This window comes from Flavipsychrobacter stenotrophus, assembly GCF_002954265.1.
Taxonomy (GTDB): domain Bacteria; phylum Bacteroidota; class Bacteroidia; order Chitinophagales; family Chitinophagaceae; genus Flavipsychrobacter; species Flavipsychrobacter stenotrophus.
Genome location: NZ_PPSL01000002.1, coordinates 465976 through 491536 on the forward strand (window position 1 = coordinate 465976; position 25561 = coordinate 491536).

31 protein-coding genes and 1 pseudogene are annotated in these 25561 nt (G+C 43.9%); 17 read left to right on the top strand and 15 right to left on the bottom strand.

Going from position 1 to position 25561, the window contains the following annotated elements:
* Window positions 1-36 precede the first annotated feature (36 nt).
* Together CJD36_RS07060 and CJD36_RS07065 are read right to left on the bottom strand one after the other, a co-directional pair.
* Complete coding sequence (locus CJD36_RS07060) at window positions 37-783, bottom strand: class I SAM-dependent methyltransferase (protein ID WP_105038432.1); 747 nt, start codon at window positions 781-783, stop codon at window positions 37-39.
* Between the two features lie 29 nt (window positions 784-812).
* Window positions 813-1928 (bottom strand): alpha/beta hydrolase, encoded by a 1116-nt coding sequence (locus CJD36_RS07065; RefSeq protein ID WP_105038433.1) that lies wholly within the window; start codon window positions 1926-1928, stop codon window positions 813-815.
* A 322-nt stretch (window positions 1929-2250) separates the two neighbouring features.
* Here CJD36_RS07065 and CJD36_RS07070 point away from each other — a divergent pair, with 322 nt between their 5' ends.
* The 7 genes from CJD36_RS07070 to CJD36_RS07100 all read left to right on the top strand — a co-directional run bounded on the left by CJD36_RS07070 (window position 2251) and on the right by CJD36_RS07100 (window position 6581).
* Window positions 2251-2757: a GbsR/MarR family transcriptional regulator gene (locus CJD36_RS07070; protein ID WP_105038434.1), complete on the top strand. Its 507-nt coding sequence runs from the start codon at window positions 2251-2253 to the stop codon at window positions 2755-2757.
* Window positions 2758-3119: 362 nt separating this feature from the next.
* Window positions 3120-3551 (top strand): hypothetical protein, encoded by a 432-nt coding sequence (locus CJD36_RS07075; RefSeq protein ID WP_205685567.1) that lies wholly within the window; start codon window positions 3120-3122, stop codon window positions 3549-3551.
* A gap of 2 nt (window positions 3552-3553) precedes the next feature.
* Window positions 3554-3967: a hypothetical protein gene (locus tag CJD36_RS07080; RefSeq protein WP_133162537.1), complete on the top strand. Its 414-nt coding sequence runs from the start codon at window positions 3554-3556 to the stop codon at window positions 3965-3967.
* Window positions 3936-4334 (top strand): hypothetical protein, encoded by a 399-nt coding sequence (locus CJD36_RS07085; protein WP_105038436.1) that lies wholly within the window; start codon window positions 3936-3938, stop codon window positions 4332-4334. The genes CJD36_RS07080 and CJD36_RS07085 overlap by 32 nt, the downstream gene beginning before the upstream one ends.
* A gap of 6 nt (window positions 4335-4340) precedes the next feature.
* On the top strand, window positions 4341-4784 hold the full coding sequence (locus tag CJD36_RS07090; RefSeq protein WP_105038437.1) for a hypothetical protein: 444 nt from the start codon (window positions 4341-4343) through the stop codon (window positions 4782-4784).
* On the top strand, window positions 4781-5227 hold the full coding sequence (locus CJD36_RS07095) for a hypothetical protein (protein ID WP_105038438.1): 447 nt from the start codon (window positions 4781-4783) through the stop codon (window positions 5225-5227). The genes CJD36_RS07090 and CJD36_RS07095 overlap by 4 nt, the downstream gene beginning before the upstream one ends.
* Window positions 5228-5273: 46 nt before the next feature.
* Window positions 5274-6581: a serine hydrolase gene (locus tag CJD36_RS07100; RefSeq protein ID WP_161499239.1), complete on the top strand. Its 1308-nt coding sequence runs from the start codon at window positions 5274-5276 to the stop codon at window positions 6579-6581.
* Between the two features lie 56 nt (window positions 6582-6637).
* Here CJD36_RS07100 and CJD36_RS07105 read toward each other — a convergent pair whose 3' ends face one another.
* The 8 genes from CJD36_RS07105 to CJD36_RS07140 all read right to left on the bottom strand — a co-directional run bounded on the left by CJD36_RS07105 (window position 6638) and on the right by CJD36_RS07140 (window position 13131).
* A complete protein-coding gene (locus CJD36_RS07105) occupies window positions 6638-7099 on the bottom strand; it encodes a hypothetical protein (protein WP_105038439.1) in 462 nt (153 codons plus the stop codon).
* A gap of 75 nt (window positions 7100-7174) precedes the next feature.
* Window positions 7175-7711: a glutathione peroxidase gene (locus tag CJD36_RS07110; RefSeq protein ID WP_105038440.1), complete on the bottom strand. Its 537-nt coding sequence runs from the start codon at window positions 7709-7711 to the stop codon at window positions 7175-7177.
* Window positions 7712-7793: 82 nt separating this feature from the next.
* Window positions 7794-8774, bottom strand: a complete 981-nt coding sequence (rfaD, locus tag CJD36_RS07115; protein WP_105038441.1) for an ADP-glyceromanno-heptose 6-epimerase — start codon at window positions 8772-8774, stop codon at window positions 7794-7796.
* Window positions 8775-8794: 20 nt separating this feature from the next.
* A complete protein-coding gene (locus CJD36_RS07120; protein WP_105038442.1) occupies window positions 8795-9142 on the bottom strand; it encodes a hypothetical protein in 348 nt (115 codons plus the stop codon).
* Between the two features lie 143 nt (window positions 9143-9285).
* The gene (locus CJD36_RS07125; RefSeq protein WP_117601792.1) at window positions 9286-9876 is read right to left on the bottom strand and encodes a hypothetical protein; all 591 of its coding nucleotides are present in this window, start codon (window positions 9874-9876) and stop codon (window positions 9286-9288) included.
* Window positions 9877-10118: 242 nt separating this feature from the next.
* Window positions 10119-11537, bottom strand: a complete 1419-nt coding sequence (locus tag CJD36_RS07130; RefSeq protein ID WP_205685568.1) for an NAD(P)(+) transhydrogenase (Re/Si-specific) subunit beta — start codon at window positions 11535-11537, stop codon at window positions 10119-10121.
* A 45-nt stretch (window positions 11538-11582) separates the two neighbouring features.
* The gene (locus CJD36_RS07135; protein ID WP_240609317.1) at window positions 11583-11900 is read right to left on the bottom strand and encodes an NAD(P) transhydrogenase subunit alpha; all 318 of its coding nucleotides are present in this window, start codon (window positions 11898-11900) and stop codon (window positions 11583-11585) included.
* 106 nt (window positions 11901-12006) lie between these two features.
* Window positions 12007-13131 (bottom strand): Re/Si-specific NAD(P)(+) transhydrogenase subunit alpha, encoded by a 1125-nt coding sequence (locus CJD36_RS07140; RefSeq protein WP_105038444.1) that lies wholly within the window; start codon window positions 13129-13131, stop codon window positions 12007-12009.
* 418 nt (window positions 13132-13549) lie between these two features.
* Between CJD36_RS07140 and CJD36_RS07145 the strand changes: the two genes are divergently transcribed.
* From CJD36_RS07145 to CJD36_RS07165, 5 genes are all read left to right on the top strand, one after another.
* Window positions 13550-15718, top strand: coding sequence for a choice-of-anchor L domain-containing protein (locus CJD36_RS07145; RefSeq protein ID WP_105038445.1), 2169 nt, complete (start codon window positions 13550-13552; stop codon window positions 15716-15718).
* Window positions 15719-15816: 98 nt separating this feature from the next.
* Window positions 15817-16515 (top strand): adenine nucleotide alpha hydrolase, encoded by a 699-nt coding sequence (locus CJD36_RS07150; protein WP_161499240.1) that lies wholly within the window; start codon window positions 15817-15819, stop codon window positions 16513-16515.
* Between the two features lie 106 nt (window positions 16516-16621).
* A complete protein-coding gene (locus CJD36_RS07155; protein WP_240609318.1) occupies window positions 16622-17191 on the top strand; it encodes an RNA polymerase sigma factor in 570 nt (189 codons plus the stop codon).
* The gene (locus CJD36_RS07160) at window positions 17188-17568 is read left to right on the top strand and encodes a hypothetical protein (protein WP_105038447.1); all 381 of its coding nucleotides are present in this window, start codon (window positions 17188-17190) and stop codon (window positions 17566-17568) included. Before CJD36_RS07155 ends, CJD36_RS07160 begins: the two co-directional genes overlap by 4 nt.
* A gap of 278 nt (window positions 17569-17846) precedes the next feature.
* Window positions 17847-18518 (top strand): GldM family protein, encoded by a 672-nt coding sequence (locus tag CJD36_RS07165; protein WP_161499241.1) that lies wholly within the window; start codon window positions 17847-17849, stop codon window positions 18516-18518.
* 1 nt (window position 18519) lies between these two features.
* Here the strand turns inward: CJD36_RS07165 and CJD36_RS07170 are convergent, their stop codons facing one another.
* From CJD36_RS07170 to CJD36_RS07190, 5 genes are all read right to left on the bottom strand, one after another.
* Entirely contained in the window at window positions 18520-19062 is a 543-nt protein-coding gene (locus CJD36_RS07170) for a hypothetical protein (protein ID WP_105038449.1), read from the bottom strand.
* Window positions 19063-19186: 124 nt separating this feature from the next.
* Window positions 19187-20062, bottom strand: a complete 876-nt coding sequence (locus CJD36_RS07175; RefSeq protein ID WP_105038450.1) for an SRPBCC domain-containing protein — start codon at window positions 20060-20062, stop codon at window positions 19187-19189.
* Entirely contained in the window at window positions 20059-20406 is a 348-nt protein-coding gene (locus CJD36_RS07180) for an ArsR/SmtB family transcription factor (RefSeq protein ID WP_105038451.1), read from the bottom strand. The genes CJD36_RS07175 and CJD36_RS07180 overlap by 4 nt, the downstream gene beginning before the upstream one ends.
* Before the next feature lie 201 nt (window positions 20407-20607).
* On the bottom strand, window positions 20608-21147 hold the full coding sequence (locus CJD36_RS07185) for an SRPBCC family protein (RefSeq protein WP_105038452.1): 540 nt from the start codon (window positions 21145-21147) through the stop codon (window positions 20608-20610).
* A gap of 70 nt (window positions 21148-21217) precedes the next feature.
* A complete protein-coding gene (locus CJD36_RS07190; RefSeq protein WP_105038453.1) occupies window positions 21218-21634 on the bottom strand; it encodes a VOC family protein in 417 nt (138 codons plus the stop codon).
* 217 nt (window positions 21635-21851) lie between these two features.
* Between CJD36_RS07190 and CJD36_RS23670 the strand changes: the two are divergent.
* From CJD36_RS23670 to CJD36_RS07210, 5 genes and pseudogenes are all read left to right on the top strand, one after another.
* Window positions 21852-22967 (top strand): annotated as a pseudogene (locus CJD36_RS23670) (AMP-binding protein); the annotation flags it as partial.
* A 156-nt stretch (window positions 22968-23123) separates the two neighbouring features.
* A complete protein-coding gene (locus tag CJD36_RS23675) occupies window positions 23124-23408 on the top strand; it encodes an AMP-binding enzyme (protein WP_262497506.1) in 285 nt (94 codons plus the stop codon).
* A gap of 167 nt (window positions 23409-23575) precedes the next feature.
* Window positions 23576-24145, top strand: a complete 570-nt coding sequence (locus CJD36_RS07200; protein ID WP_105038454.1) for a hypothetical protein — start codon at window positions 23576-23578, stop codon at window positions 24143-24145.
* 243 nt (window positions 24146-24388) lie between these two features.
* Entirely contained in the window at window positions 24389-25186 is a 798-nt protein-coding gene (locus CJD36_RS07205) for a HipA family kinase (protein ID WP_105038455.1), read from the top strand.
* Entirely contained in the window at window positions 25164-25547 is a 384-nt protein-coding gene (locus CJD36_RS07210) for a DUF3037 domain-containing protein (protein ID WP_105038456.1), read from the top strand. Before CJD36_RS07205 ends, CJD36_RS07210 begins: the two co-directional genes overlap by 23 nt.
* The last annotated feature ends 14 nt before the right edge of the window (window positions 25548-25561 follow it).

Here is a 25561-nt window from a genome sequence, read left to right on the forward strand (position 1 = left end):
TGCTGATATGAAATAGTGATTTTGGCAATATCATGTCTAGTCAACATAACCGGCTCTCATATAGACTGGAAATCTGACAGTCAGGAGCTCATCCTCTCCCCAAGCCGTGCGCAGTTCTTCTTCAATAAGTAACAATGGATCTACTCCTTCCTTCCTGATATAATTCTGTACCCCCGACCATGTGTGTAAGTAACCCCAAAGCTGATCAAAATTCCAGTGAACAATTATATCCATTGGCGGTGCTTTTATCTCTCTGAAGGGGAATGGTATTGTTGCGTATTTTTCATCTACCCATTTTCTTTCCGGATCCCAGTAGGCCCGCGTAGTTACCATATAGAAGTGATTCATTAACTCATTTAGTGCATCTGTCATTCGAAGGTTGGTATATGTCCATGCAGCCAGTAATGCTCCGGGTTTCGCTACTCTTCCTACTTCATTGTAAAAAGCTTCAAAGTCAAACCAATGGATCGCCTGCCCTACTGTTATCAGGTCAACAGCACCCGACGGTATAGATGTGCTTTCAGCGCGCTCTTCTCTGTATATAATGTTACCTGCCTGGGCGGCTCTTGCTAATTGTGGGGCACTGATGTCGGTACCGTAGACCTTTTCAAACTGCCCAGCAAGCCTTATTGCCACTTGCCCATTTCCTGTCCCGCAGTCCCATGCAGTATCAAATGCAGGTGCATGGGCAAATATTAAATCATACACCGAATCAGGAGACTGAGGACGGAACGCAGCATACCCTTCCGCTGTTTTAGAAAAATTATCTACTATCTGTTTCATGGCTACTAAAGTTACGAAAACAGCTCATCTCATTTACACACCGATTTCAAAAACCTGAGCACACTATAAGTGGTCATTTGGCCGGAAGGTCCATTCAGTGTATAGTCGCAACCATGCGTACCACAAGGTAATGACAGGAAGTAGTATGGCACATGGTTCTTTGTCAATTTCGCACTCAGCCTGGTGCTATGATCATAATGTACCAACGGATCTATAGGGCCGTGAACCAACAATGTTGCCGGAGATCGGGGCGTTACAAACTCAATGGCCGAGCTATTGAAGTATTGTTGCGGCACCTCTTCGTAAGTACCTCCCAGGTAATCTACCATTACCTTACGCGAATCAAATACCAGCTTATTAGCAGGCAAACTATATCCCCAAATCATATCTGCCGGGCCATAGAAACTGACCACTCCTTTTATACTTGGGTCATGAAAAGTATATGCCGCAACCAATGTTATCTGCGCACCTGCAGAGCGCCCCAGCAGTACAAACTGGGTTGTATCTATGTTCAATTCACCTGCATGCTGACGCAGGTAATGCATTGCTTTTGCTACATCTTCTACCTGTGCCGGACTCTTTACATCAGGTGCCAGCCTGTAGTTGATAGATGCAACATGGTATCCTTCGTTTGCCAACACTGTATTCAACTCTGGTAATTGTTTACTGTCTCCACCTGCCCAAGACCCGCCATGGACTACTATGACACATGGCTTGTTACCACTCTTCTGCGATTTGTAAAAATCCAATGTAAGGCGACCATCATAGAAGTGAGTTGTGCTTTCTAACTGTTTTTCCCCTAGGCCTGTTATCATTTTACTTATGCTGAACGGTGGTTCGCTTGTAGTGTTGTCAACCGCACCTAATGCCACATTCATCTCTTGTTTCAGCGTAGATGACAGCATCATTATCCGTACAATTGGGGATATAAACATCAGCAGTGCAACAACACCAATTATAGTTCCCGGCAACACGTACTTATCTACCTTATACCCCCACAACAATAAACCGGTTGTAATAGTAATCCCTATCACAGGAAACTCTGTAACTACTATAGCCGTAAGCCATAAATGATAGGTAGGTGCACGGAACAGCGCAAGCAGCGACAATAGAAACACTATGACTAATAAAACCAACCTCAGCATGAGCGTAAAGGTATGCATCCACTTACCAATCTCCGAATGTCATGCTGAGCTTTTGTCATGCTGAGCTTACCGAAGGGCAAAGCGCGACGTTCTCACATCGGCCGATTCTCTTCAATGGCAACAACAGATCACGTAAACTGGTCATGGCGAGGAACGAAGCCATATTACGAAGGACGTATTCGTTTTGTATGTACCTGCATCAGGTTGTGTAATTGGTCTTCTGTAATCTGTGCAATCATTTTTAATTTATGATTCAGACAACCAGAAAATAAATCTTTCAGTAAATTTTGAAAGTTCGAGAATAACAATTTATCTTTGTGTTATGAAACTGACAGAGGCAAAACAACAATTCATTCTTAACTGGGGCGTTCTGGGCACGCAATGGGGTATCAACCGTACCATGGCGCAGATACATGCTTTGTTACTGGTGAGTATTGAGCCTATGAGTGCAGATGAGATCATGGCCGAACTAAAGATAAGCCGTGGTAATACCAATATGAATGTGCGCGAGCTGATGGACTGGGGCATAGTTGAGAAAATATTGAAACCCGGTGAGCGTAAAGAGTTCTTCATTGCAGAAAAAGACATATGGGTAGTGGCTATGCGCATTATCAAAGAGCGTAAGCGCCGCGAAGTAGAGCCCGTACTGGTAGTGCTGGAGCAGTTGAAAGAAGTAGAAGGAGATAAAAACGATAAAGACATAAAGCAGTTCATCAGTATGATATCGGATATTCAGAAGTTCTCTAACCAGGCCAGCAAGGGTATAGACGGCATGGTAAAAATGGATGAACATTGGTTTACCGGCACTTTGCTGAAGTTGTTTAAATAATTAGCCAATTTGGCAATTTGACAATTTGCCAATGAGTGAAAAACAATAAAGAAAATTGCCTAATTAAATAGTTACACATAATTGTTGAAGCAACGAGACATTGCCTCATTGTCGCATTGTCGAATTGCCAAATTGAAATAGTTTGTTTTGTTTTGAAAAGTGTTCTTTAGTCCCGCTCATTGCGGGATTAAAGGACCAACAACCGGGAAGCCGGTTTTTAAAAGCACTCAAACTTTCATTATTTTCTGAAAATATAATTAGTACAAAATAATTTTTATGAAGACATATATACACGCCCCGCCACCTACTTCCAGATAGCATGCCAAATTCTCTATTTACACACACTTTTAAAACCATTTTTTATGAACTACATTCTCATTTTATATACGGCATATCTTATAGTTACCATCATCCTCACAGTATGGGTAGCACATACATTGTTCAAAAACGGGCAGGTATTTTTGATTGATATTTTCCATGGCAATAAAGAACTGGCCGAAGCCGTAAACAACCTGCTGTGGGTTGGCTTCTACCTGGTCAACATTGGCTATGCTGTTTACACATTAAAGACCTATGATGTGGTAGGAGATGCCCGTCAGCTGGTTGAAGTACTCAGCCTTAAGCTCGGCGCTATCATTCTCATTCTTGGGGGTATGCACTTCATGAATATGTTTATCTTCTTCCGTCTTCGCAAGCGCGCATTGATAGACAAGCGCCCCGGTGGTGGTGGTTACGACTATCGCAATGATCCTGAAAACTTAGGTACATACAGAGTGAACATTCCAAATGAATAGTTATGAGACCATTACTGTTAATCAAATGGATCGACATGACAGTGCAATTACTGGCACTGCTCGTTACACCGGTGATCATGATTCATGATGGAGGATTTATGGCAGGTTGGATAGCCCTCGGGGCCGCTCAGGTCCTCAGCTGCGCTGCAAATCTGATAGGGTTAAAAAAGCAGTACAGAGCGAGAAGCCGCCGCGGATATGAGTTGATCATCGGCGTATTTCTTGCTGCATGTATTCCTTTTGAATACTTTAGGTTTGATATTCCTGTCGATTTGATCACAGATATAATTGAAGGCATTGTCTTTGCTACCGTTGTTGCCAGTCCGGCATTAGCGATCTGGTACTTTACAATTACAATAGCCGAAATGTTTAAAATACACAACAATGAAGACGCTACACATCCTGAAGCAAATTGACTTTTATTTACAGCTATTGGGTTTTGCTCCAATACTTGTGGCTTTTGCTGTGCAAGACCCTTATCCCCTGCTTTTCAGCTTTATATGGATAGGCGCAGTTCAGGTACTAAGTTGTATCATTAATGGCTTCGCATTGCAAGACTATCAAAAACATGCCGCAAGGAGAACTTATCAATTTGTGTTGCTTACTATTGCTGTACTTGTAGCAGGGTTGTTGCTCCTCAACAATGAATACCTTAGCTTCTATTTTTTATATGCACTCGTCCTGACGAGCCCTTTCGTTATACTCTGGTACATGTGGATCAGTTATAAAGAAATGAAATTTGCACGTAGCTTAGCCAACAGAAGTCAGTTTGTAAATATATAGAGAACTATGAAAAGGCTAGTCAATTACAAATATGCCGATCTGGTAGCACAGTTGCTGGCATTAGTAGTGCCACTTATATGGGCTGTTGCAGGCAAGGATGTTTCTAACGGATTCTTTTGCTACACTACTGTCGGTATTATCCAGATTATTAGCTGCCTTTTCAATAAGAGTTTCTTACCTCAAACGTTAAAACATAAAAGCAGGGGCAAATATGAAACTCTTTTGTCTGTAGTCGTTATGATGGGAATGGTACTAGGGTTTGTAGTGGGCATTGTCATTTTTTCCGGCACTATGGTATCGGGATTCTACGCAGTAATTATCATCGGTTATATGCTCCTTTTGCTTACCCCGATAATGGATCTTTGGTATTTGTGGGTCACATGCATAGAGATCAAGTATATAACCCTTCAGAACGATCAAGAGAACACATCGAAATATACGCTACCATGAAAAACCTCCTCTATTTCAAATATGCCGATCTAGCAGCACAGCTGCTGGCATTGTTGATACCTTGGGGCTATGCGGCTTTCACTTACGATATTAACTACTTCTTCTTTGGTTACTTTACAGTCTTTATTGCGCAAATAATCAGCTGCATGCTCAATAGCGCATACCTACCAAAGGTGCTACAGCTTAAAGATAGAAAGCGATACATCAAAACGATAGTAGGTATTTTCGTTTTTACTCTGGTTACAGCCATTGTTCTTATCTACATAATAGGCATGTTACTGGTTGTGGCTTTCCCTATTATCGCTATATGGTATATGGTGACAACCTTCAGGGAAATAAAGCTGATAAGAATGGTTATGAGTGAGGGAATTGAATTTAAGAAAAGTGATCAGTTGCCGGCACAGGAAAGTGGCCAAAGTAATGACCGGGCAAAGCTAGGTTAAACCCTCATTCCCCAAAATGGTCTAACTTCATATCAACTGAAAGACCATGAAAAAAGCGTTGACCATACTTATGCTGCTGGTGTGCAACTGCGCCCATGCCCAGCTTTATTTTCCACCGGCTACCGGCACTACATGGGATACCCTTTCACCGTCTTCCCTGGGCTGGTGTCAGGATAGGATCGATTCATTATATAGCTATCTTGATAGCAGGAATACCGATGCATTTATTGTGTTGAAAGATGGCAAGATAGTACTCGAAAAATATTTCGGCACCTTCACCGCCGACTCTGTCCACTATTGGGCATCTGCCAGTAAAAGTTTGACTGCTATGCTTACCGGCATTGCTCAGGAACAAGGATTGCTGCATATCACAGACCTTGTGTCTAACTCAATTGGCACAGGTTGGACAACCGCTCCATTAGCCAAAGAAAATCTGATAACCATACGCCACTTACTCACTATGACCAGTGGCTTAAATGATACTGCCGCAGCTCCTTGTAATAATGAAGATACCAGTGCTGGCTGCCTTCGGTATCTTGCAGATGCCGGCACCCGCTGGGCATACCACACCGGTGCTTATCGTAAGCTACAGGCAGTCATTAGTTCTGCGAGCGGGCTTAACTATAACACGTTCACCTCCAATAATATTGGCAACATCACAGGCATGACAGGCTTATGGTACAACGGTGTATTCTACAGCAAGCCGCGCAGCATGGCGCGCTTCGGTCTACTCAGCCTCAATCGTGGTGTTTGGGGAACTGATACTATTTTACATGACACAGCCTACTTCAATGCTATGGTCAACACCTCTCAAACATTTAACCCTGCATATGGTTACCTCTGGTGGCTCAATGGCAAACCCAACTTCATTTCCCCCGGCAGCCAATATGTATTTGCAGGTGCTCTAATGCCGAATGGTCCATCCGATATGTATTGTGCATTGGGCAAAGACGACCAGAAGATCTATGTGATACCCAGCCGTAATATGGTGGTCATCCGTACCGGTGCGTCAGCTTATGGAGTAGCATTAGCCTTCTCGCCTTTTGATGATGAACTATGGGGTAAAATTGACAGCCTTGGTTATGGATGTTCAACAGGAATAGCTCATTCCACCGAGCAGCAAATTCAATTGACCATATACCCCAACCCGGCCAACCATGTTGTAAATCTGTCTCTACCGGGCAAACAATTCTCTATAGATCTATATGAACCTACCGGGCGTTTGATATATCACATTGCTGATAGCTATGGTAACTCTTCCGTTGATTGCAGTTCATTTGCACCCGGCATTTATCTCGTCAATATAACGACAGAGAACAATAAGGTTATACGGAGTAAGTTGATAGTGGAATAATACCCTACATAGATGATTTCTGGTCTGGTGGGTTATTAAATATCTTACTTTGCCGCTCACGTGGCAAACCGGTTATCGCTATAAGAAGTCCACAAATTGCAATCATTATTACATTCCCTCAAAAGCAATCCTTTATAAAATGGACCATTGTCTTTTCTCGATTGTCGTACAAGAATAATTATGCCGCTTACAACTAAACCAAAGCATGACTGAATAAGCATGATCAGCGATCCCGGCCAGGACATTATTTTGAATAAAATAGACATCACTGCGGTAGAGTACGCAAAACCAATAGCTATCGTCCCAATGATCCGCATTGAGGTGATCCCAGCGTAGTTTTCCTTTTTAAAGACACCGGTAAACGAGATGTTATTAAACAACCAAAATGAAAGGTAAAAATAAAAACTGCTTAAGATCAACCCAGCGGAAAACGGATAGAATCCATGTCTACTGATGGTCATCTTCATGCCAACTGCCAACAAAAATAACACCCACAATATTTGCTCTGCTCTTTTCATAAAATGATAGTTTAACGCAAAATACAAAAAGGGATGGCATTAGCCATCCCTCTGAACTTCAAATTAAATCGACAATTACTTTTCTATTGCAGCGACAACCTCAGCTGCATCGGGCGTTACGTTACTCATCCACACATTCACCAGGTTGCCCTTTTCATCTATCAGGTATTTCTGGAAATTCCACTTTACTTCAGAATCCTGGAAGTTGTTATATTTTTTCTTGGTCAGCCACAGGTATAGAGGATCAATGTTCTCGCCTTTCACAGATATCTTGGCTGCCATAGGGAAAGAAACACCATAGTTCTTTGTGCAGAATGTTTCTATCTCGGCATTGGTACCAGGCTCCTGTGCGCCAAAGTTATTGGCAGGGAATCCTATTATTACCAGTTTACCGCTATATTTTTTATACAGCTTTTCCAACGCTTCATACTGAGGCGTATAACCACACTTAGATGCGGTATTGACGATCAGTATTTTCTTGCCTTTATATTTAGCAAAGTCTATCTGGCCGCCGCTCAGATCTTCCACTTTAAAATTGTAGATACTCTTCGGTACGTCCTTTGGTGCAGGAGTGAAGAAAAACGACATAAGCAACATTAGTTTTACAAACATGATCTGAAAATTTATGTCACAAATCTAAGGGAAAAAGGGGATAGGTATAAGATCCACACTATTGGAAAAACAAATAGGCTCCTTAGTAATACCTACCTGAGCTTAGGTACTCACTCACATATTCTTTCACGCCTTCTTCCAAAGTATAGAAAGTATGAGGATAACCTGAAGCCAATAGCTTATTCATATCCGCTTCTGTAAAGTATTGGTACTTGTCGCGGATGTCTATAGGAGTATCTATGTATTGAATATTTTCCGGCAGATTCAATGTAGAAAATATAGCCTTTACCAGATCTTTAAAGGTGCGTGCAGTACCTGTGCCGGTATTGTATAGTCCGCTGGCTGGCTTTGTCTGCATGAGCCATGTACATATTTGCACCACGTCTTTCACGTAAATGAAGTCACGTATCTGCTCTCCGTCTTTATAATGAGGATTGTGAGAGCGGAATAACTTCGCCTCACCTGTTTTGCTGATTTGGTTAAATGCATGCATGACCACAGAGCCCATTCTACCTTTATGATATTCATTAGGTCCGTAAACATTAAAGAACTTTAGCCCTGCCCAAAAAGGAGGACGGTGCTTTTGTTCTAATGCCCAGATGTCGAATTCGTTTTTGGAAACGCCATAAGGATTAAGCGGATGCAGATCCCCAGGTATCTGGTGATCATCCTTATACCCATGCTCACCACCACCATAGGTGGCTGCAGATGACGCGTAAACTAGTGGTATCTTATAACGCACACACAATTCCCACACCCTGATAGAATAGTCAAGGTTCCATTTTTTATGCACCGCATAATTCATTTCTGTGGTATCTGTGCGGGCACCAAGGTGGAATATGCACTTAACATATCCCGGGTGGGCTTCCTCCCAGTCAAAAAAATCCTCCCTGTGTATCTTATGCAGGTATTTCTTATGTTCCAGGTTATGCAACTTCTCTTCCTTACCAAAATCGTCAACCAATATCAGGTTATTATAACCCTGACTGTTGAGAAACCCTGTAAGATAGCTACCGATAAAACCAGCTGCACCCGTTACTACAATAACATCATTTACCTGCATGGATATGGTAGGCTATTGCCTTATTTATGCTCCGGAGCGGTTTCTTTACCAGCTTCAGCCTTAGGTTGGTCTTTATTTTCTGTCTTAGCCTCTTTTGCAGCTTCGCCTTCTGTAGTAGCTGCCTGTGCAGGCTTCTCACCGTGCTCTTCAGCAGCGCCTTCGTGCGTAGCTTCATGAGCTTTCTCACCATGCATTTCTGTAGTCTCTGCCTTTCCTTCGTGACCTTCTCCACTCTTCATCACATTGATGAAGTTAAGTGCCGCTACGAACAGACCAACAAGGATAACTACCAGCCAAAACGAAGATTTGAAAGAAACGATCGATTTATTCCTTTCAGAATTTGCGTCATTATGTGTTTCGTGTGCCATATACTTTTTTGTAATCGTGCAAATTTAACCTTTTGCCTCCATTTTCCTAAATCTCTTCAAAAAAAAGGAGTCAGTGATTATATTATAGAAATAAAGATGAAAATAATATTTTCAGAGATAAAGAACAATAACCCTTTTCACTATTAGAAGTGGTGAGGTGTCATGATCATATGTAACGTGTCTACCTGGAAATTATGGGTAGTGTTGACAAACTTAATGATGACGTTGGCATCGATTATTGTGTCATTGCTGATGATAGATCCATTGCTTGCAGGCTTAATGGTAACATGTTCATACCACATATTGAAGTCGCGCAATGTGTCCAGCTTGAAATTATGTGAGTTCAGCGTATCGAGTGTGCAAAGAAGGTCATTATAAGACGCATTCCCCAGGAAATTGTCCATAAAGAACGTAGTAGGTGTAGCTGTTTTCTTAATGAACACTGTGTAAACTGAATCCTGGCCTATCTTCTTTGATGAGTCACTACCTATAACAGTCTGGCGTACATCCCACGTTCCGAAAAACTTGTTCACGGCTGCAATGCCGCAGTTGGTTCCCTCAAAACCCGAGGGGCATTTACAGCGGCCGGCTTTGCAATAACCATTATTCAGGCACACAACGCCATTACACGCAGGGCTGCTGCCCACCTTGGTACACGAAACGTAAGCTACTGATAACAAACAAAATATGGCACTAAATGCTGCGATAATAATACTGCCTCTCCTACTTAGCATGGCATAAATTTAGATAAAGTTTTTAATTTTTTAATAGCAATCCGTGTTTTTTTAGTTTTAGGCCCCCTGACACCAAGCTATTCTATCCGGCATTTTAACCAAAAGTTAGTTTTAACTCCTGCAGTCTCTTGCTAATTATATTGAATGTTTAGGGCAAATTCTCTACTGCGGTTCACGCTCGTAGGTACGTTATACTTCTACTTTCGACTTTCTACGAATTACCTAAGCGGTCTATCTACCAACTACACATTCTTCAGTTCGCTAACCAGATCCTGTAGTACTTTTTTCGCATCGCCAAACAACATAGACGTTTTAGGTCTGAAGAACAACTCGTTTTCAATACCGGCGTAACCCGGTTTCATACTGCGCTTGTTTACGATCACATGGTCTGCTTTTTCTACTTCAAGTATTGGCATTCCATAAATAGGGCTGCTCGGGTCATCTTTTGCCGCCGGGTTCACAACGTCATTGGCCCCGAGTATCATTACCACATTCACACCGCCCATCTGGTCATTGGCATCTTCCATTTCCAGAAGTTTCTCATAAGGCACATCGGCTTCAGCCAGCAATACGTTCATATGGCCCGGCATACGACCCGCTACCGGGTGTATACCATAACTTACCTCTACACCTCTTTCGGTCAACACCTTTTCCAGTTCATGGCAAGTGTGCTGGGCCTGCGCTACAGCAAGTCCATAGCCCGGTATTATCATCACTTTCTGCGCATACGCCATTAATACTGCTGTATCATTAAGTGATATTTCCTTTGCATTTCCCTGTTCTTTATTGCCGCCGGGGCCTGCTGCACCTGGCTTAGCGCCAAACGAACCGATCAATACATTCATAAGTGAACGATTCATGGCTTTACACATCAATATGGTCAATATGGTACCAGCCGAGCCTACCAATATACCACCGGTAAGCATTACCGGATTGTTATAAAGAAAGCCACCAAATGCAGCTGCAACTCCGGTAAAAGAGTTAAGGAGAGATATAACCACCGGCATATCAGCACCGCCTATCGGCATTACAAACAGTATACCATATAGCGCCGCGAAACCAAGGATAGCATAAAACACAGCATGATTGCCTGTATAGCCACCTACAACCATTGCCGACAGAAATATAACTGCGCCGAAAATGGCAAAATTGATCACCTGTCCACCGGGAATTGTTCTGTCTTTAATGCGGCCGTTCAGTTTGCCCCACGCTACCATACTACCGGCAAAAGACACAGTTCCAATGATCATACCCAGTACTATTATAATTAGCTTTCCGGCGGCTGGCTGCAGATCGCTGTTATACTCTATCAGAGAGATGAGCATGGCGCAGGCACCGCCCATACCATTAAATAAACTTACCATTTCCGGCATGGAGGTCATCTGTACTTTCTTCGCAGCCATGGTTCCTACCACGGTACCTATTACCAATGCGGCAAATATCCAAACGTAGTTGTGCAGCCCTTCGCCGTTATGATTCTTGTATAGAAAAATGGTTGTGAATATCGATAGCGTCATACCTACAGCTGCTATCATGTTTCCTTTTCTTGCTGTTTCGGGGTGAGACAGCATCTTTAAACCCATAATAAAGGTGATCGACCCAATAAGGTAAGACAGTAAAAGGAAGGGATTAGTACTCAGTAATTCTTGAAATTGTTCCATTAGTTATAATTATGAACAGGAATGAATAAGTTGATGAAGTGTTGCCTATTTCTTCTTTTTCTTGCCGAACATTTCCAGCATACGGTCTGTAACCACAAACCCGCCCACAACATTCAGCGTGCCCAGCACCACTGCCAGGAACCCAAGTACCAGCGACAAAATGTCGCCTTCATGCGCTTCGCCCATTACTATGATGGCACCAATGATCACTACTCCATGTATGGCATTAGCGCCACTCATAAGGGGCGTATGCAACACTGCCGGCACCCTCGATATCACTTCTATTCCTAAAAATATAGACAATATCACTATCGTTATGAGGTGATAATTGCTGTTAAAAAAAGCAAGCATTTGTTCTATCATTGGAATTAAATTTTACTGATTAGTTTGATTGATTTCTATAGTCAAAAGCTACAACACAATTATCACCCACCCTTACGACTTATGACTTACTACTTATGACTCACTCCTAGCTTGCCACTGTAAGTAATGCGCCTACGCGTTCGTTTACAATTTTGCCTTCGCTGGTAATGCAGGTACCCTTTACAATGTCGTCTTCAAAGTTCAGGTTGATCCCGCCTTCTTTGTTGATGATGAGCTTGGCAAAATTGAGGACGTTCTTACTGTATAGCTTGCTGGCATCTGCCGGAGTAGTAGCTGCTAATGCCGAATTACCAATGATGGTAACACCATTATACATGACTGCTTTATCATTCTGCGTCAGTTCAGTATTACCACCTGTTACGGATGCAAGGTCTACTATCAGCGACCCGGCACGCATGTCTTCTATCATGGCAGTTGTGATAAGTATAGGCGCCTTTTTGCCCGGTATCTGAGCAGTGGTGATAATGATATCCGACTTCTTGGCGTGCTCGTGTATCTTTTCTTTCTGTTTGCGCTGGAAGTCTTCACTCTGCTCAACAGCGTAGCCGCCGGCTTTAGATGCATCGGCTGCACCTTCTACCTCTACAAATTTCGCCCCCAGGCTCATTACTTCTTCCTTTACAGCAGGGCGGGTGTCAAACACCTCCACCACAGCACCTAGTCTGCGTGCTGTGGCAATAGCCTGCAATCCTGCCACGCCTGCACCCAATATCAATACCTTAGCCGGCGGTATACTTCCCGCAGCGGTCATGAACATAGGAAAGTAGCGGCTATACTGGAATGCAGCCAATAATACAGCCTTATAACCGGCAATATTAGCCTGCGAACTCAGCACATCCATAGATTGTGCACGGGTGGTACGAGGTATAGTATCCAGGCTGAACACCGTATGTCCCTTCCCTGCCCATGCAAGCATTTGTTCGGGATTGAATAATGGCTGATATATACCCATCAAAACAGCTCCTGGCTTCACCTCGCCAGCGTTGGTAGCCTGTATGGTCAGTACCATATCGGCAGTGGCTCTGATATCAGTACCTGATTTTATTTCTGCCCCTGCGTTTATATACAGTTGATTGCCGTAAAACGACGTATCTCCCGCACCTTGCTCTATCCACACAGTAACTCCCATCTTTACAAAGGCCGCAACTACTTCAGGCACTAACGATACACGCGTTTCGGGGGCCTGCTCTTTTAATACACCTATTATCATAAAATCAGTAAGCGCTTTTTAAAGGCATATAATGGAATAAATATCTAACCAGAAAAATATTGATTTTATTTTACTGAACCGCAAAGGGTGAGGTAAAATAGCAGTTTTCTATGAAAAACAACAATATATCTTACTTTTTTTCTACGGACGGCAATTAACCCAACCTTAGTATATAAGCTGAATGTCTTAACAAATTATAACAGCCGCATAATATTTCTGAGCAAGAGTTGCCAACTTCTATTACCTGCTGCGTTTGGGTGTTAGCTGCACAATTTATGCAACGGCGCATTCGTTCATCAGAATGTAGCATCAAGGTTGCACATTCAGGGGTTGTGTGAGAATTTTTAAAAATACCACATACTTAAAATGAATTTATTTACATTTACTATATAAACAATTAACAGTAACTATTTATCCTATGAAATTATCTACTTTCTTTTTACGCGGAGTATTATCTCTTGTTTGCTTACTACCATTATCCTGTTTCGCACAGATAACAATTACACCCGGCGCTACAGCAGCCACATTAGCGGCAAGGCTCACAGGCTCTGGAGTTACTGTAATGAATCCTGTTCTTACCTGCCCCGGCACTGCCGAAGGCACTTTTGTCGGTCCATCTACACTTAGCTTTAGTGATGGCATAGTACTCACGGCGGGGCTGGCAACAGATGCAGGTGGTAATGCGTCCATCTTCGCGTCTACAGGTAGTGGTGGTCCGGGAGATGCAGATCTTGATGCATTGGCCGGCGTCCCTACTTTCGATGCCTGTGTGCTTGAGTTCGACTTTCGCCCCATAGGTGATACGATCAAATTCAGATATGTTTTTGGATCAGAAGAATATCCGGGGTTTACCTGTACAGCCTTTAATGACGTATTTGGATTCCTGATCTCCGGCCCGGGTTATGCCACGCCACAAAACATTGCACTGGTACCAGGCACTACTATTCCTGTTTGCATCAATAGTGTTAACTGCGGAGCCACCGGTGGAGGGGTCTTATCTACCTGCACGGCTCTGGGCCCCGGCTCTCCCTTCTGCGCATATTTTGTAGATAATTCTGCGGGTTCAACTATTACATATGATGGGCTCACGAGTACGCTTACAGCAATAGCTCATGTAACGCCATGTGATACTTACCACCTGAAAATAGGTATTGCCGATGCCACTGATGACATACTGGATTCCGGAGTATTTATTGAAGCCGGCAGCCTTTCATCAGGTAGTCTTTCTGTTGCGCCTATAAGTAGCAATCCGGCAGACACATCCTTTGCAGGTGAATTTTGTGTGCGAGGCTGCGATCCGGGCAAATTCTATTTCAATACAGGCACTTCGTCTTCGTCACAAACCATACACTATGTTATAGGCGGCACAGCTGTAAACGGATACGACTACACACACATTGCAGATAGCATAGTCATTCCGCCCGGAGATACCCTAGGTATAGTCTACATCTACGGGTTGACCGGCGTTGCTCCCGGTACAAAAACAGTTACTGTTTATATAATGAGCAATATACCGTGCGGGGCAACTTCTGTGATCATTGATAGCGCCACAATAACTATTTACGATTCATTTTACCTGAAAATACTTACACCCGATACTACAGTGTGCCTTGGGCAGGGACTTACTATCAACTCCACCGGTAATCCATTCCTTCACTTGCATTGGTCTCCCTCTACTTATCTAAGTAACGACACTGTGTGGAATCCATATACCGCACCACCGGTTGTTGGCTCAACGACCTATATACTTACAGGCGTATATCCAGGATTAGGCTGCCCGCCTGTGCATGACCACATCACCGTAACTGTAGAAAATTTGCAGGTGCATACTCGCGACACTACTTTTTGCGCAGGTGAGCATGTACGGCTGAATGCCTGGGTGAGTCCGCTTGACCCTACCTATACTTACTTATGGACATCAGGTACTAACCTTGACAATCCGGGGTTGCTCAATTCTACTTATACACAAAATACTGTGGGAGATTTTGCGCTCAACCTCTTTGTGATCTCCGCAGCAGGCTGCTCAGGCAATGACAGCATCCACTTACACGTAAAACCTCTGGCATCTGTTACGGCCTTGCCGGGCAATACCACCATTGGCTATGGAGATAATATCCAGCTCGATGCGATCAACTTAAGCGCTTACCCCCTTATCTACTGGTGGACACCTGCTGACGGATCATTGACCAATCCCAATATCAATAATCCTATTGCCAGCCCTATCGACTCAACAACGTATGTGGTTCACGCCATGAACCAATGGGGTTGCAGAGATTCTGCAAGCATGATGATAAGGGTTATAGATACAAGCGTAGCAGGCGTACCAAGTGCATTTACGCCCAATGGCGATGGTCTCAATGACGAATTCAGGATTGTGAATATGAAGAATAAGAAACTGGTAGAATTCAGCATTTTTAATCGCTGGGGAGAACTTGTATATTTCAACGGTGTGAACCCAACAAGGGGCTGGAACGGCACCTACAATGGTGTACCACAGGATATGGGTGTTTATAACTATCATATCATATTGGCAAAACCAGATGGCACTAATTTAGATCTGAAGGGTACAGTTACGCTGATACGTTAGGCGGAATAGATCTTCACCATTCAAGCGGCGGCTTATTCAGGATGCCGCCGCTTTTTTTCATGCATCTCCCGCACTACATTTGTCCAACAATAACACCCATGAACAACACAGTCCTCAACTGGAGCTCTGGTAAAGATGCCGCACTGGCCTATTACAAACTGCTTGCCCACAATAAATATAAGGTAACCCACCTGCTTACCACCCTTAGCCTGGAACACGACCGCATATTTATGCACGGTATCCGCGAAAAACTCCTCGACATACAGGCCGAAAAAATGAATCTCCCGCTCACAAAAGTAAAACTACCCGCAAGCCCCGACGACTCACTGTATAAAGATGCGATGAGCAATGCTATGGAACGATTGAAAAATGAGGGCATTACAACAGCAGCATTCGGAGACATATTTCTGGAAGACCTGAAGACATACCGCGAAGAACAACTGGCGCAGATCAATATACAAGCCCACTTCCCGCTTTGGGAACAGAACACACATGATCTGGTTCACCAGGTGGCCGATGCAGGTATAGAAGCCATTATTGTGTGTGTAAATGATAAGTACCTGGGCAAGGATTTTTTGGGTAGAAAAATAGATGCAAGTTTGTTAAACGACCTGCCGGCAAATGTAGACCCATGTGGTGAAAACGGAGAGTACCATTCATTTGTCTACAATGCCCCATTTTTCTCAGCGCCAATACCCATCACTATGGGCGAGATCGTACATAAAAGATACACCAGCCCCGATGGCAACACCCAATGGGACACCGGCTTCTACTTTCTGGATTGTGACGTAGAATAAAATACTATAAAAAAATAATGCGCCATTTTATGGAAAACACTAATTTCCACATCTAATAAGCATACACTGATACCACACCTTTTACTTTTAAGTTTTAATTTTTTACTTGAATAGCGACCGACATAGCAAATTGAGCGACGAAGAGCTGTTACAGGCTTACCGAAAAACCAGCGACAACATGTGGCTGGGGCATCTGCTGCAGCGCTATACTACCCTGCTGCTGGGTGTGGCTATGAAGTACCTCAAAGACAGAACTCTGGCAGAAGATGCAGTGCAGCAGGTTTTCCTGAAAGCATTGACACACATGCCTAAAGAAGAGATCACTAACTTTAAAGGCTGGCTGTATATCCTCACCCGCAATCATTGCCTGCAGTCTTTACGTGATAAAACCTACAACACCGATACCGATGCTCTGCATGGATTGGCATCACCAGTTGTAGACAACGAAGAGATACGGTTGCAGGAATATACCCTGCAACAAATGAATGAAGGAATATTGCTACTGAACGAAGAACAAAGAGTAACCATAACTTTGTTCTACCTGCGGAAGAAAAGCTATGAACAGATAACCGCACAAACCGGCTTTACATACATGCAGGTAAAGAGCTTTATACAAAATGGAAAACGAAACCTTAAATCAATATTATTAAAGAAACTGGGCGCGCGGGATATATGAGCGATAAGGACGAAATATTGAACACTCCTTCCGGAGATAGCGGCGAAAATCCTTTCCACACAAAGGGTAAGCAGCCTGCAGGTGATAAGCTCACAGCCTATCTCGATGGACAACTCACGCCCGAAGAACAGTATGAAATAGAGCAATGGATGAGCGACGAGGGCATGGAAAGTGATGCCATAGATGGCCTGAAAATGCTGGAACCGAATGACACCAAAGTAACCGTAAATCGCCTTAACCACAATCTCCACAAAACATTGCATAGCCGCAAAGGCAAACGCCGTCCCGCAAAAACAGATGCCAATACCATCATAACAATTGTCGTAATAACACTGCTGGCTGTTGTGGCATTTCTGGTAATTAAAATGGTGAAGTAATTTTGCAACGCACACCTTTTTACCCGAATGTCATGGTGAGCCGCGCCGAACCACGACATTCGGCATCGGGCCGGTTCTTTTTGAGATGCGCTCATCACACACTCTCCGCTTTTTTTCAAGGAGGAGTACCCGCCTTTTCGGCGGGGGAGGTGGTTAACTACAACCAGACGTATTCGTTTTTAAACACAATCATACAATCAACCACCAACCACCCATTTCACCCCAACTCTTCCTTAGTTAACTACATTACACTATATTGCGCACGACATAAGACCATTATGAAAAATTTATTGCTGCTTATTACATTCCTTACCACCTGTTGCGCGGCTAATGCGCAGACCGATAGTATCTATGTATGGAACAAATGGTGCGCCAAAGCAGATAGCCCGGTGCTCTTTGCTACTGCCAACAACATGGTGTACGTGACCTCCAAAACTATTAAAGCCACTGACCTTGCAGTAAAAAGCCTGGACTGGGGACTAATGATCAGCCAGCCGGAGATAAAGAACGATACCATGTCTTTTATGGCTATGCCCTACCCTAAGAAAAGCAAGAGAATGAGGCTGACCGTTACCAACAAGCATTCAGGCAAAATAATTCGCACAGTCAACTTCACATGCGAAGAACCGCCACAACCTATTGCCCGACTAGGAACATTAAAAGGAACAGATGCATCTAAGAAAGATATTATCGCACAAAACACCCTCCGTATTGTGTTCCTCAACTCGCTCTATAGCTACCCGTATTATATAAAGCAATACACACTCAAAACCAGAATAGCCGGCAAGGATATAGTGATACCGGTAAAAGGAAATAAGATAACCAAAGAAGTGATGAACCTACTGGAGATAGCCCCAACCGGCGTCTCTCTCGACTTTACAGACATCAAAGCCTCGTGCCCCGATTGCTCTCCCCGCGACCTCCCTAATATGCGCATATGGGTAAGGTAGATTAGAACAAATTGAATCTTCCGTTTTCCTCAAACACATGATTTGATTGTACAGCCCTATAGGCATACATAGTATCACCTTCATCGCAGCTATGGTAAGTGTCGGCATCTACTTCGTGATGTAGGTGATTAGGGTCATCAAAGGCGAAATAGAATTTGTCAATAAGCTCGAAATACTCCTTCCGCACTATCTTATAGCCTATCTTTTCCTTTACCCCACTGTCAACATCGCTTTTATAAGGCAAAACTTTTCTGTAGTAGTGAAACAAACCGGTACCGATAACTATAGATTCAAGGAAACAAATTCCAACAGTTCGCATACCACCTCTTGAGAGAAACTTACTATCGTCCGTTTCTTCCCACCTGCGAACTTTCCAACTATATCTTGATCTGTAATCAATTCTGGACCCAAAGAATATAGCCAGTACAAAAAGCACGGGATACACCTTAAAGAAAAATCGCCGTTTGACATTATACACAGTGAGCAGAAATTCTTTGTCATCCTCTGTCAATGGCACCAGCTCTACCTTACGTTCGCCATTCATTTGATAAAAAGGTTTTCATAAATATACTTCAAAATGACCGTTTTCAGCCGTTGTTGGCCTATATCGCCCAAAAGCCTCACCACTACGGGCAAGGCTCTTGATGAGAAAATGACTTCCTGTTTATTTACTTCAGTTCAGCAAGATACGCTTCCAGCTTATTCATAGTCTGATTACCACCTTCTATTGCACCAAAGTCTGTCACTACAGTATCACGCTCTTCAGCAGTAGCAAATACGCTGCGCATCGTCAGCAATGTTTTATCTCCCTGTGCCTCAAAGGTCACCGTCACATTAAAATCCCCTTCGCCATTTTCAGCACCCGATCCGTAAATATATTCCAGCCGTTCATTCTTCACCACTTCCGTGTACTGTACCTTGTTAGGATAATCTGTGCCATCAGGTCCGTGCATCATAAAATTCCACTCTGCGCCCTTCTTCACATTCATATCGCTGGTGGTAATAGTAAAGCCATCAGGGCCATACCACTTAGCTACATGCTCCGGTTTTGTCCACACTTCAAACACCAACTCAACCGGGGCATTCAACAATCGGCTCACAATTATTTCCCTATCAGTAGTCTCCACATATTTTTGTAGCATCGAACCCAACAAAATAGTCCACCCTTCTGTGAATTTTGGAGCATAGAAATCCTTGTTGCTCTGCGGGAAGGTATGTATGCCTGCGTGCGTCAACCTCAGTCGCGTTTTATCTCCTTCTGCAAACAATTCCCAGGTCACCAGAGAGTCGCCTTCGTACCCATCAAAGCGCCAGCTGTAGGATAGTTTTTTGCCGGGTATAACTTCCATTACTTTGCTCAGGTGCAGGTATTGGGTACCACCGGGCTCTCCACCGGTAAAGCTAAATTCGAAGCCTACTTCCGGTTTAAATTCGTCCAGGTTGAGATACCATTTTTTCATGCCCTCTTTGCTGGCAATAGCCAGCCACACTCTTTCTGCAGGTGCGTTGTAAATACGCTCAATTACTATTGGTTGTGTGTTCATTTTTTTTTCTTTTTTGAGGTTAATTTATCAGGATTGCTTTGTAATTCTTCAAGATATAATTCCAGTGAGTCCAGCTTCTTATTCCAGAATTGCTTGTATTGCCCCACCCAGTCCGATACTTCATTCAGCCGCTCCAGCTTAGCTTCTGCGAAACGCTCACGCCCCTTTGTGGTCATTACCACCAGTCCGCACTCCGTGAGTATTTTCATATGCTTGTATATAGCAGTACGGCTCACATTAAAGTCTTCTGTTACCGTATTTACATTCAGCGGTTCATTGGCCAGCTTACTGAGTATCGCTCGTCTGGTGGGGTCTGCTATAGCCTGGAAAACATCTCTTCTCATAAAATGGAACCTTTTGGTTGCACAAATATAGGAAACCTTTTGGTTGCACAAAATATTCGACAAAAAAATGCTCCCGTTGTTATGGGAGCATTTAAAAGAATATTCGTAAAACTATTTCTCCATTTCGCCCTTGTTGGTCTTATGACCAACAACCATTCGATCGGTTCTCTTAAGCTCGGACTAAGAGTACGCAAAAAAAGACTATTTCTCCATCACACCTTTTAGGTTGGTAAGCCCGGTTTGCAGATCATCCCCTACCATCTTTTCCATGTTCATCATAGCTGTAAATAAGTTGGTTGGCCAAGCCATTTTTGAATGAAAACCCCACTTTACTTTGGTCTGGTTAGGGCCTGCGTCTTCAGTGGTCATGTATGCGTCAGCCTTGCTCTCAAAGGGTTTCTTAAAGCGCACTTCAAGATCCATTTTCTGCCCATCGGCCAGCTTCATGATCTCCTGTTCTCCCTTACCCACATTCTTATTCTCACTATCCCATGCCGATACAGAACCCACTGCGCCGTCTGTACCCCTGTACTCCATCTTCGCATTAGGATCCATCATTACCCACTTACTGTAGTGAGTCTGGTTTTTCAACACCTTTATGTAGTCAAACACCTCTTGCCTCGACTTGTTGATGGTCACCTCTCTCTCTATATTGAAGTCTTTCTTCATAAATGCCGCGGCAATAAGGGCAATAACAATAATGGCAACCAGCACTAATAATATCATCTTTACTATTTTCATGTTTGTATGTTTTTGTAAAAGTAATACGCATTATCAAAAAACGAAATAATTATCATAAAAATTTCGGGACTTACAAGGTGTGTTCATTATAATTCAGCATCCACCTTGTGCCATATTTATCTGTAAATGAGCCAAACATGGCGCCCCAGAACATCACTCCAAGTTTTTCGTAAATATGACCGCCTGCAGATAAATTATTGTAAAATCTGGTGATCTCTTCCTCGCTGCTACAATTAAGCGACAAGGCAATATTATCGCCCTTTACAAATGGTACCTTACCCTGCATATCAGAACCCATTATCACCATACTGCCGCTCGCCAGCATGGCGTGTAGTATCTGTCCGTGCATAGCAGTAGGACACTGGTCCGCCATTGGCGATTCCCCTACTGTCTGTAAGTTAAGGTCTCCGCCCAGGCAATCTTTGTAAAAGGTCATTACCTCCCGGCAATTACCCTCAAAATTCAGGTATGCATTGATCGTTGTCATGTTGTCTGTTTTAGCATGTTACTTGATATTGCAAACATAGAGCGAGCCTGCATATGCAACGCGGTAGTAAACCGACTATAACAGGGTTGTTCCCGACAAACAAGTTGTACTTTAGCGAACCGAAAAATGAACATAGATGAATATTATGAAAATAGCTCCCGCGCCGGGCGCACATGATTTTCAATTACTGATAAAGAATATACTGGCCTACTCATTGATGCTGGAGCCGGAAAGAGAAATTGTATACAGCAACAAACACAGGTATAATTACTTTGCCCTCAACAAACGCATTCGCCAACTGGCCAACCTGTTGCAAGACCTTGGCTTAACAGGCGGTGCACCTGTTGCCGTGCTCGACTACGACAGCCACCGCTACCTGGAATGCTACTTCGCCATACCTATGACGGGCAATGTGCTGCATACCGTCAATTGGCGCCTATCCCCCGCACAGATTCTCTATACCATACGGCACGCAAAAGACGAAGTGATCATAGTTCACGAAGATTTCCTGCCACTCATAGAAAGTTTCGAAGGTCAGATGCCATCGGTAAAACACATCATTGTGACTACAGATGACAGTGCTACAATAAGAGAACAATATGATCACTACGAGGCACTCCTGGCCGCAATGCCGGAAACATACAACTTCCCCGATTTTGATGAAGATGCAGTGGCTACTATGTTCTATACCACCGGCACTACAGGAGATCCAAAAGGAGTTTATTATACACATCGGCAATTGGTTTTACACACCTATCACCTCGCGGCTACATTTGGTTTTGTAGCGGGTGCTACCGGCCGTTTCGGTAGCGACGATGTCTATATGCCACTCACATCCATGTTCCATGTGCATGCATAGGGCTTCCCCTATTTGGCTACCATGTACTCACTCAAGCAGGTATATGTAGGTAAGTTCGATGCAGCCAATGTATTGCAATTGGTCCGCAACGAAAAACCAACGTTCTCACATTGCGTGCCTACTATACTGCAAATGCTGTTTAGCAAAGCAGAAGAAATACCAACAGATTTTACCGGTTGGAAGATCGTTTCCGGTGGAGCATCTATGCCGGAGTCGCTAGCAAAAAAGGCAATACAGAAGGGGATAGACCTACGGGCCAGCTATGGCATGTCTGAAACCTGCCCCGTTATTTGTGGCGGCTATATCCCTTTGCATTGCAAAGACAAAGACATTGACTGGCAGGCCAAAGCCCGCAGCCGCACAGGTATGCCACCGGCATTTGTAGAAATGAAAATTGCCGACGAGCACGGCAATGAAGTACCACACGACGACCATACAACCGGCGAGATATTGGTACGTGCGCCATGGCTTACTCAAGGTTATCTGCACGATGATGAACGAGGCGCACAATTATGGACCGGCGGCTACCTCCATACCGGCGATGTAGCCACCATAAATAAGCACAAAGCAATACACATAGCAGACCGCATTAAAGACGTAATTAAAAGCGGTGGCGAATGGATATCATCATTGGCGCTTGAGAATTATATAGGGCAGCATCCCGCAGTGGCTGAAGTTGCCGTAGTAGGTATCCCCGATACACAGTGGGGCGAACGCCCCTACGCACTCGTAGTACCTGCTATCGGCAAAACCCTGACTAGAGAAATACTCCAGGACCACCTGCAACAATTCATAGAGAACGGGCAACTAAGCAAGTGGGCAATGCCCGAGCATTTTGAATGGGTAACCGCCATCCCCAAAACCAGTGTGGGGAAGATAGATAAGAAAGAGATCCGCAAGAGCTTAGCGCAATGACGTTTTGATAGCCTGATAGTTAGATCGATTGATTGATTTGCTATTAACTACAAACTACACTTGTCTTTTGGTGGCGTAGTTTTTGTATAGTTCGTTTACTATTTTAATGGATTTCCATTACTATTTGTAAATGCATGACTATCCAATAACCTTTTAAATGTACCCCAATGAAAAAGTTATTCTACGTCTTTGTTCTTTTCTCCTGCCTGCCACTAAAAACAATCGCCCAGCTTGACCCTGCACCTAAGGTCGCATTGAAAGACCTTAAGTTCACCTCTGTATTTGCTTACAATAAAAAAGATACCCTTCACTCCATTTGCTTGCTGGGCACAGGTTTCTTTAAGGCAAAGCACTCCCCCAACTCAGATGCTGTGATCAGTGAATGGCTTGTAGCACATCCGCGGGCACAGGTTATACCGGTAACCACATACAAATCATTCACACCAAAACGCCCGGGTGCATATCAATCCTATTGCTGGCTCGTAGATGGGAAAGACACCCTAAACACCTATCTCGTGCGCAACGGCTGCTTTGCAGCCATGACCATGCAACGCCCACATGTACACGGAGAGATGACTCCACTCGAAAAAGAAATGTATGGCGATATAGCCATGCATGTAGGCCGATCTTCCTACAGAAACTTTATACTTCAGGCAAGAAACGCAGAAGCGCAGGCTAAAAGAAACCGCCTGGGAATATGGAAGAACGGGCAATCTAAAAAGAAGAAAACCGCGTGATCAAATTAACTAAACAGAATAGCTCTGAAAGAGCGGCATAAATTTCGAGGGGTTTCAACCCCTCGAAATAAAAACCAAAGTACAATAGCCCTGTAAGCCTGCCTGCCGGTAGGCAGGGGCGACACAACTTCTTCACAAACTCAATTCCAAATACCCGTACACCCCATATTCTGAATAAGCAGTAATTTACACCCTTGTTGCAGCATCCCTACAGGGAAAATTGCTGTTCTTAATACCCCGTTTATGGATCACAACAAAGCCGATCTGCGCACCGTACAAGTGGTACGGTACATCACTCCGCTCCGCGAAGGTGGCTCCATGCCCGCCATTGCCGAGGCCGATGACACCTTCACTTATGTGCTTAAGTTCCGTGGCGCCGGACAAGGCCCCAAAGCATTGATAGCCGAATTAATAGGGGGCGAAATAGCCCGCGCATTAGGTTTGCGCATGCCCGAAATTGTGTTTGCTTATCTCGACGAAGCATTTGGTCGTACCGAACCCGATGAGGAGATACAAGACCTCCTGAAAGCCAGTGAAGGCCTTAACCTGGCTGTACATTACCTCTCCGGCTCTATAACATTCGATACCAATGTCACTACCGTAGACGCCCGCACAGCATCAGCCATTGTATGGCTCGATTGCCTACTGGTAAACGTAGACCGTACCGCTCGCAACACCAACATGTTGCTATGGCATAAAGAGCTTTGGCTCATTGATCATGGTGCTTCATTGTACTTCCACCACTCATGGCAAAATTGGGAAGAGAAAGCAACTCAGCCCTTCAGTTATGCCAAGGATCATGTGTTGCTGAAACACGCCACAGAGTTATCTGCTGTTGACACAGCATTCAAGGCTATCCTTACTCCCGATCGTATCAACGCTATTGTTGCACTGGTCCCCAATGAGTGGTTGCTCATTGATGCGCCATTCACCACGGCAAAAGAACACAGGCAGGCATACGCTACCTTCCTCAATACCCGCATCGCCCATTCCGAAACCTTTGTAAAAGCCACTACCGATGCAAGACAAGCACTTATATGAGTATGCCGTCATCCGCATAGTGCCGCAGGTAGAGCGTGAGGAATTTGTGAATGTGGGTGTGGTACTATATTGCAGGCAAAAGAAATTTCTGAAAGCGATCTATCATATCGATAGAGATCGGCTTACCGCGTTTTCGCCTGCACTGGATATTGACGATGTTAGTTGTTACCTGCAGTCATTTGAAAAAATATGTGCGGGCGGCAAGCTGGCAGGCCCTATCGGCGAATTCGCTGTAGCAGAACGTTTCCGTTGGCTAACTGCCACACGCAGCACAGTTGTGCAATCATCAAAAGTACACCCCGGCTTCTGCTCCGATCCAGAGATCACCCTGACTTTGTTGTATCAGCAGCTGGTTTTATAATACCAGTTTGTGAA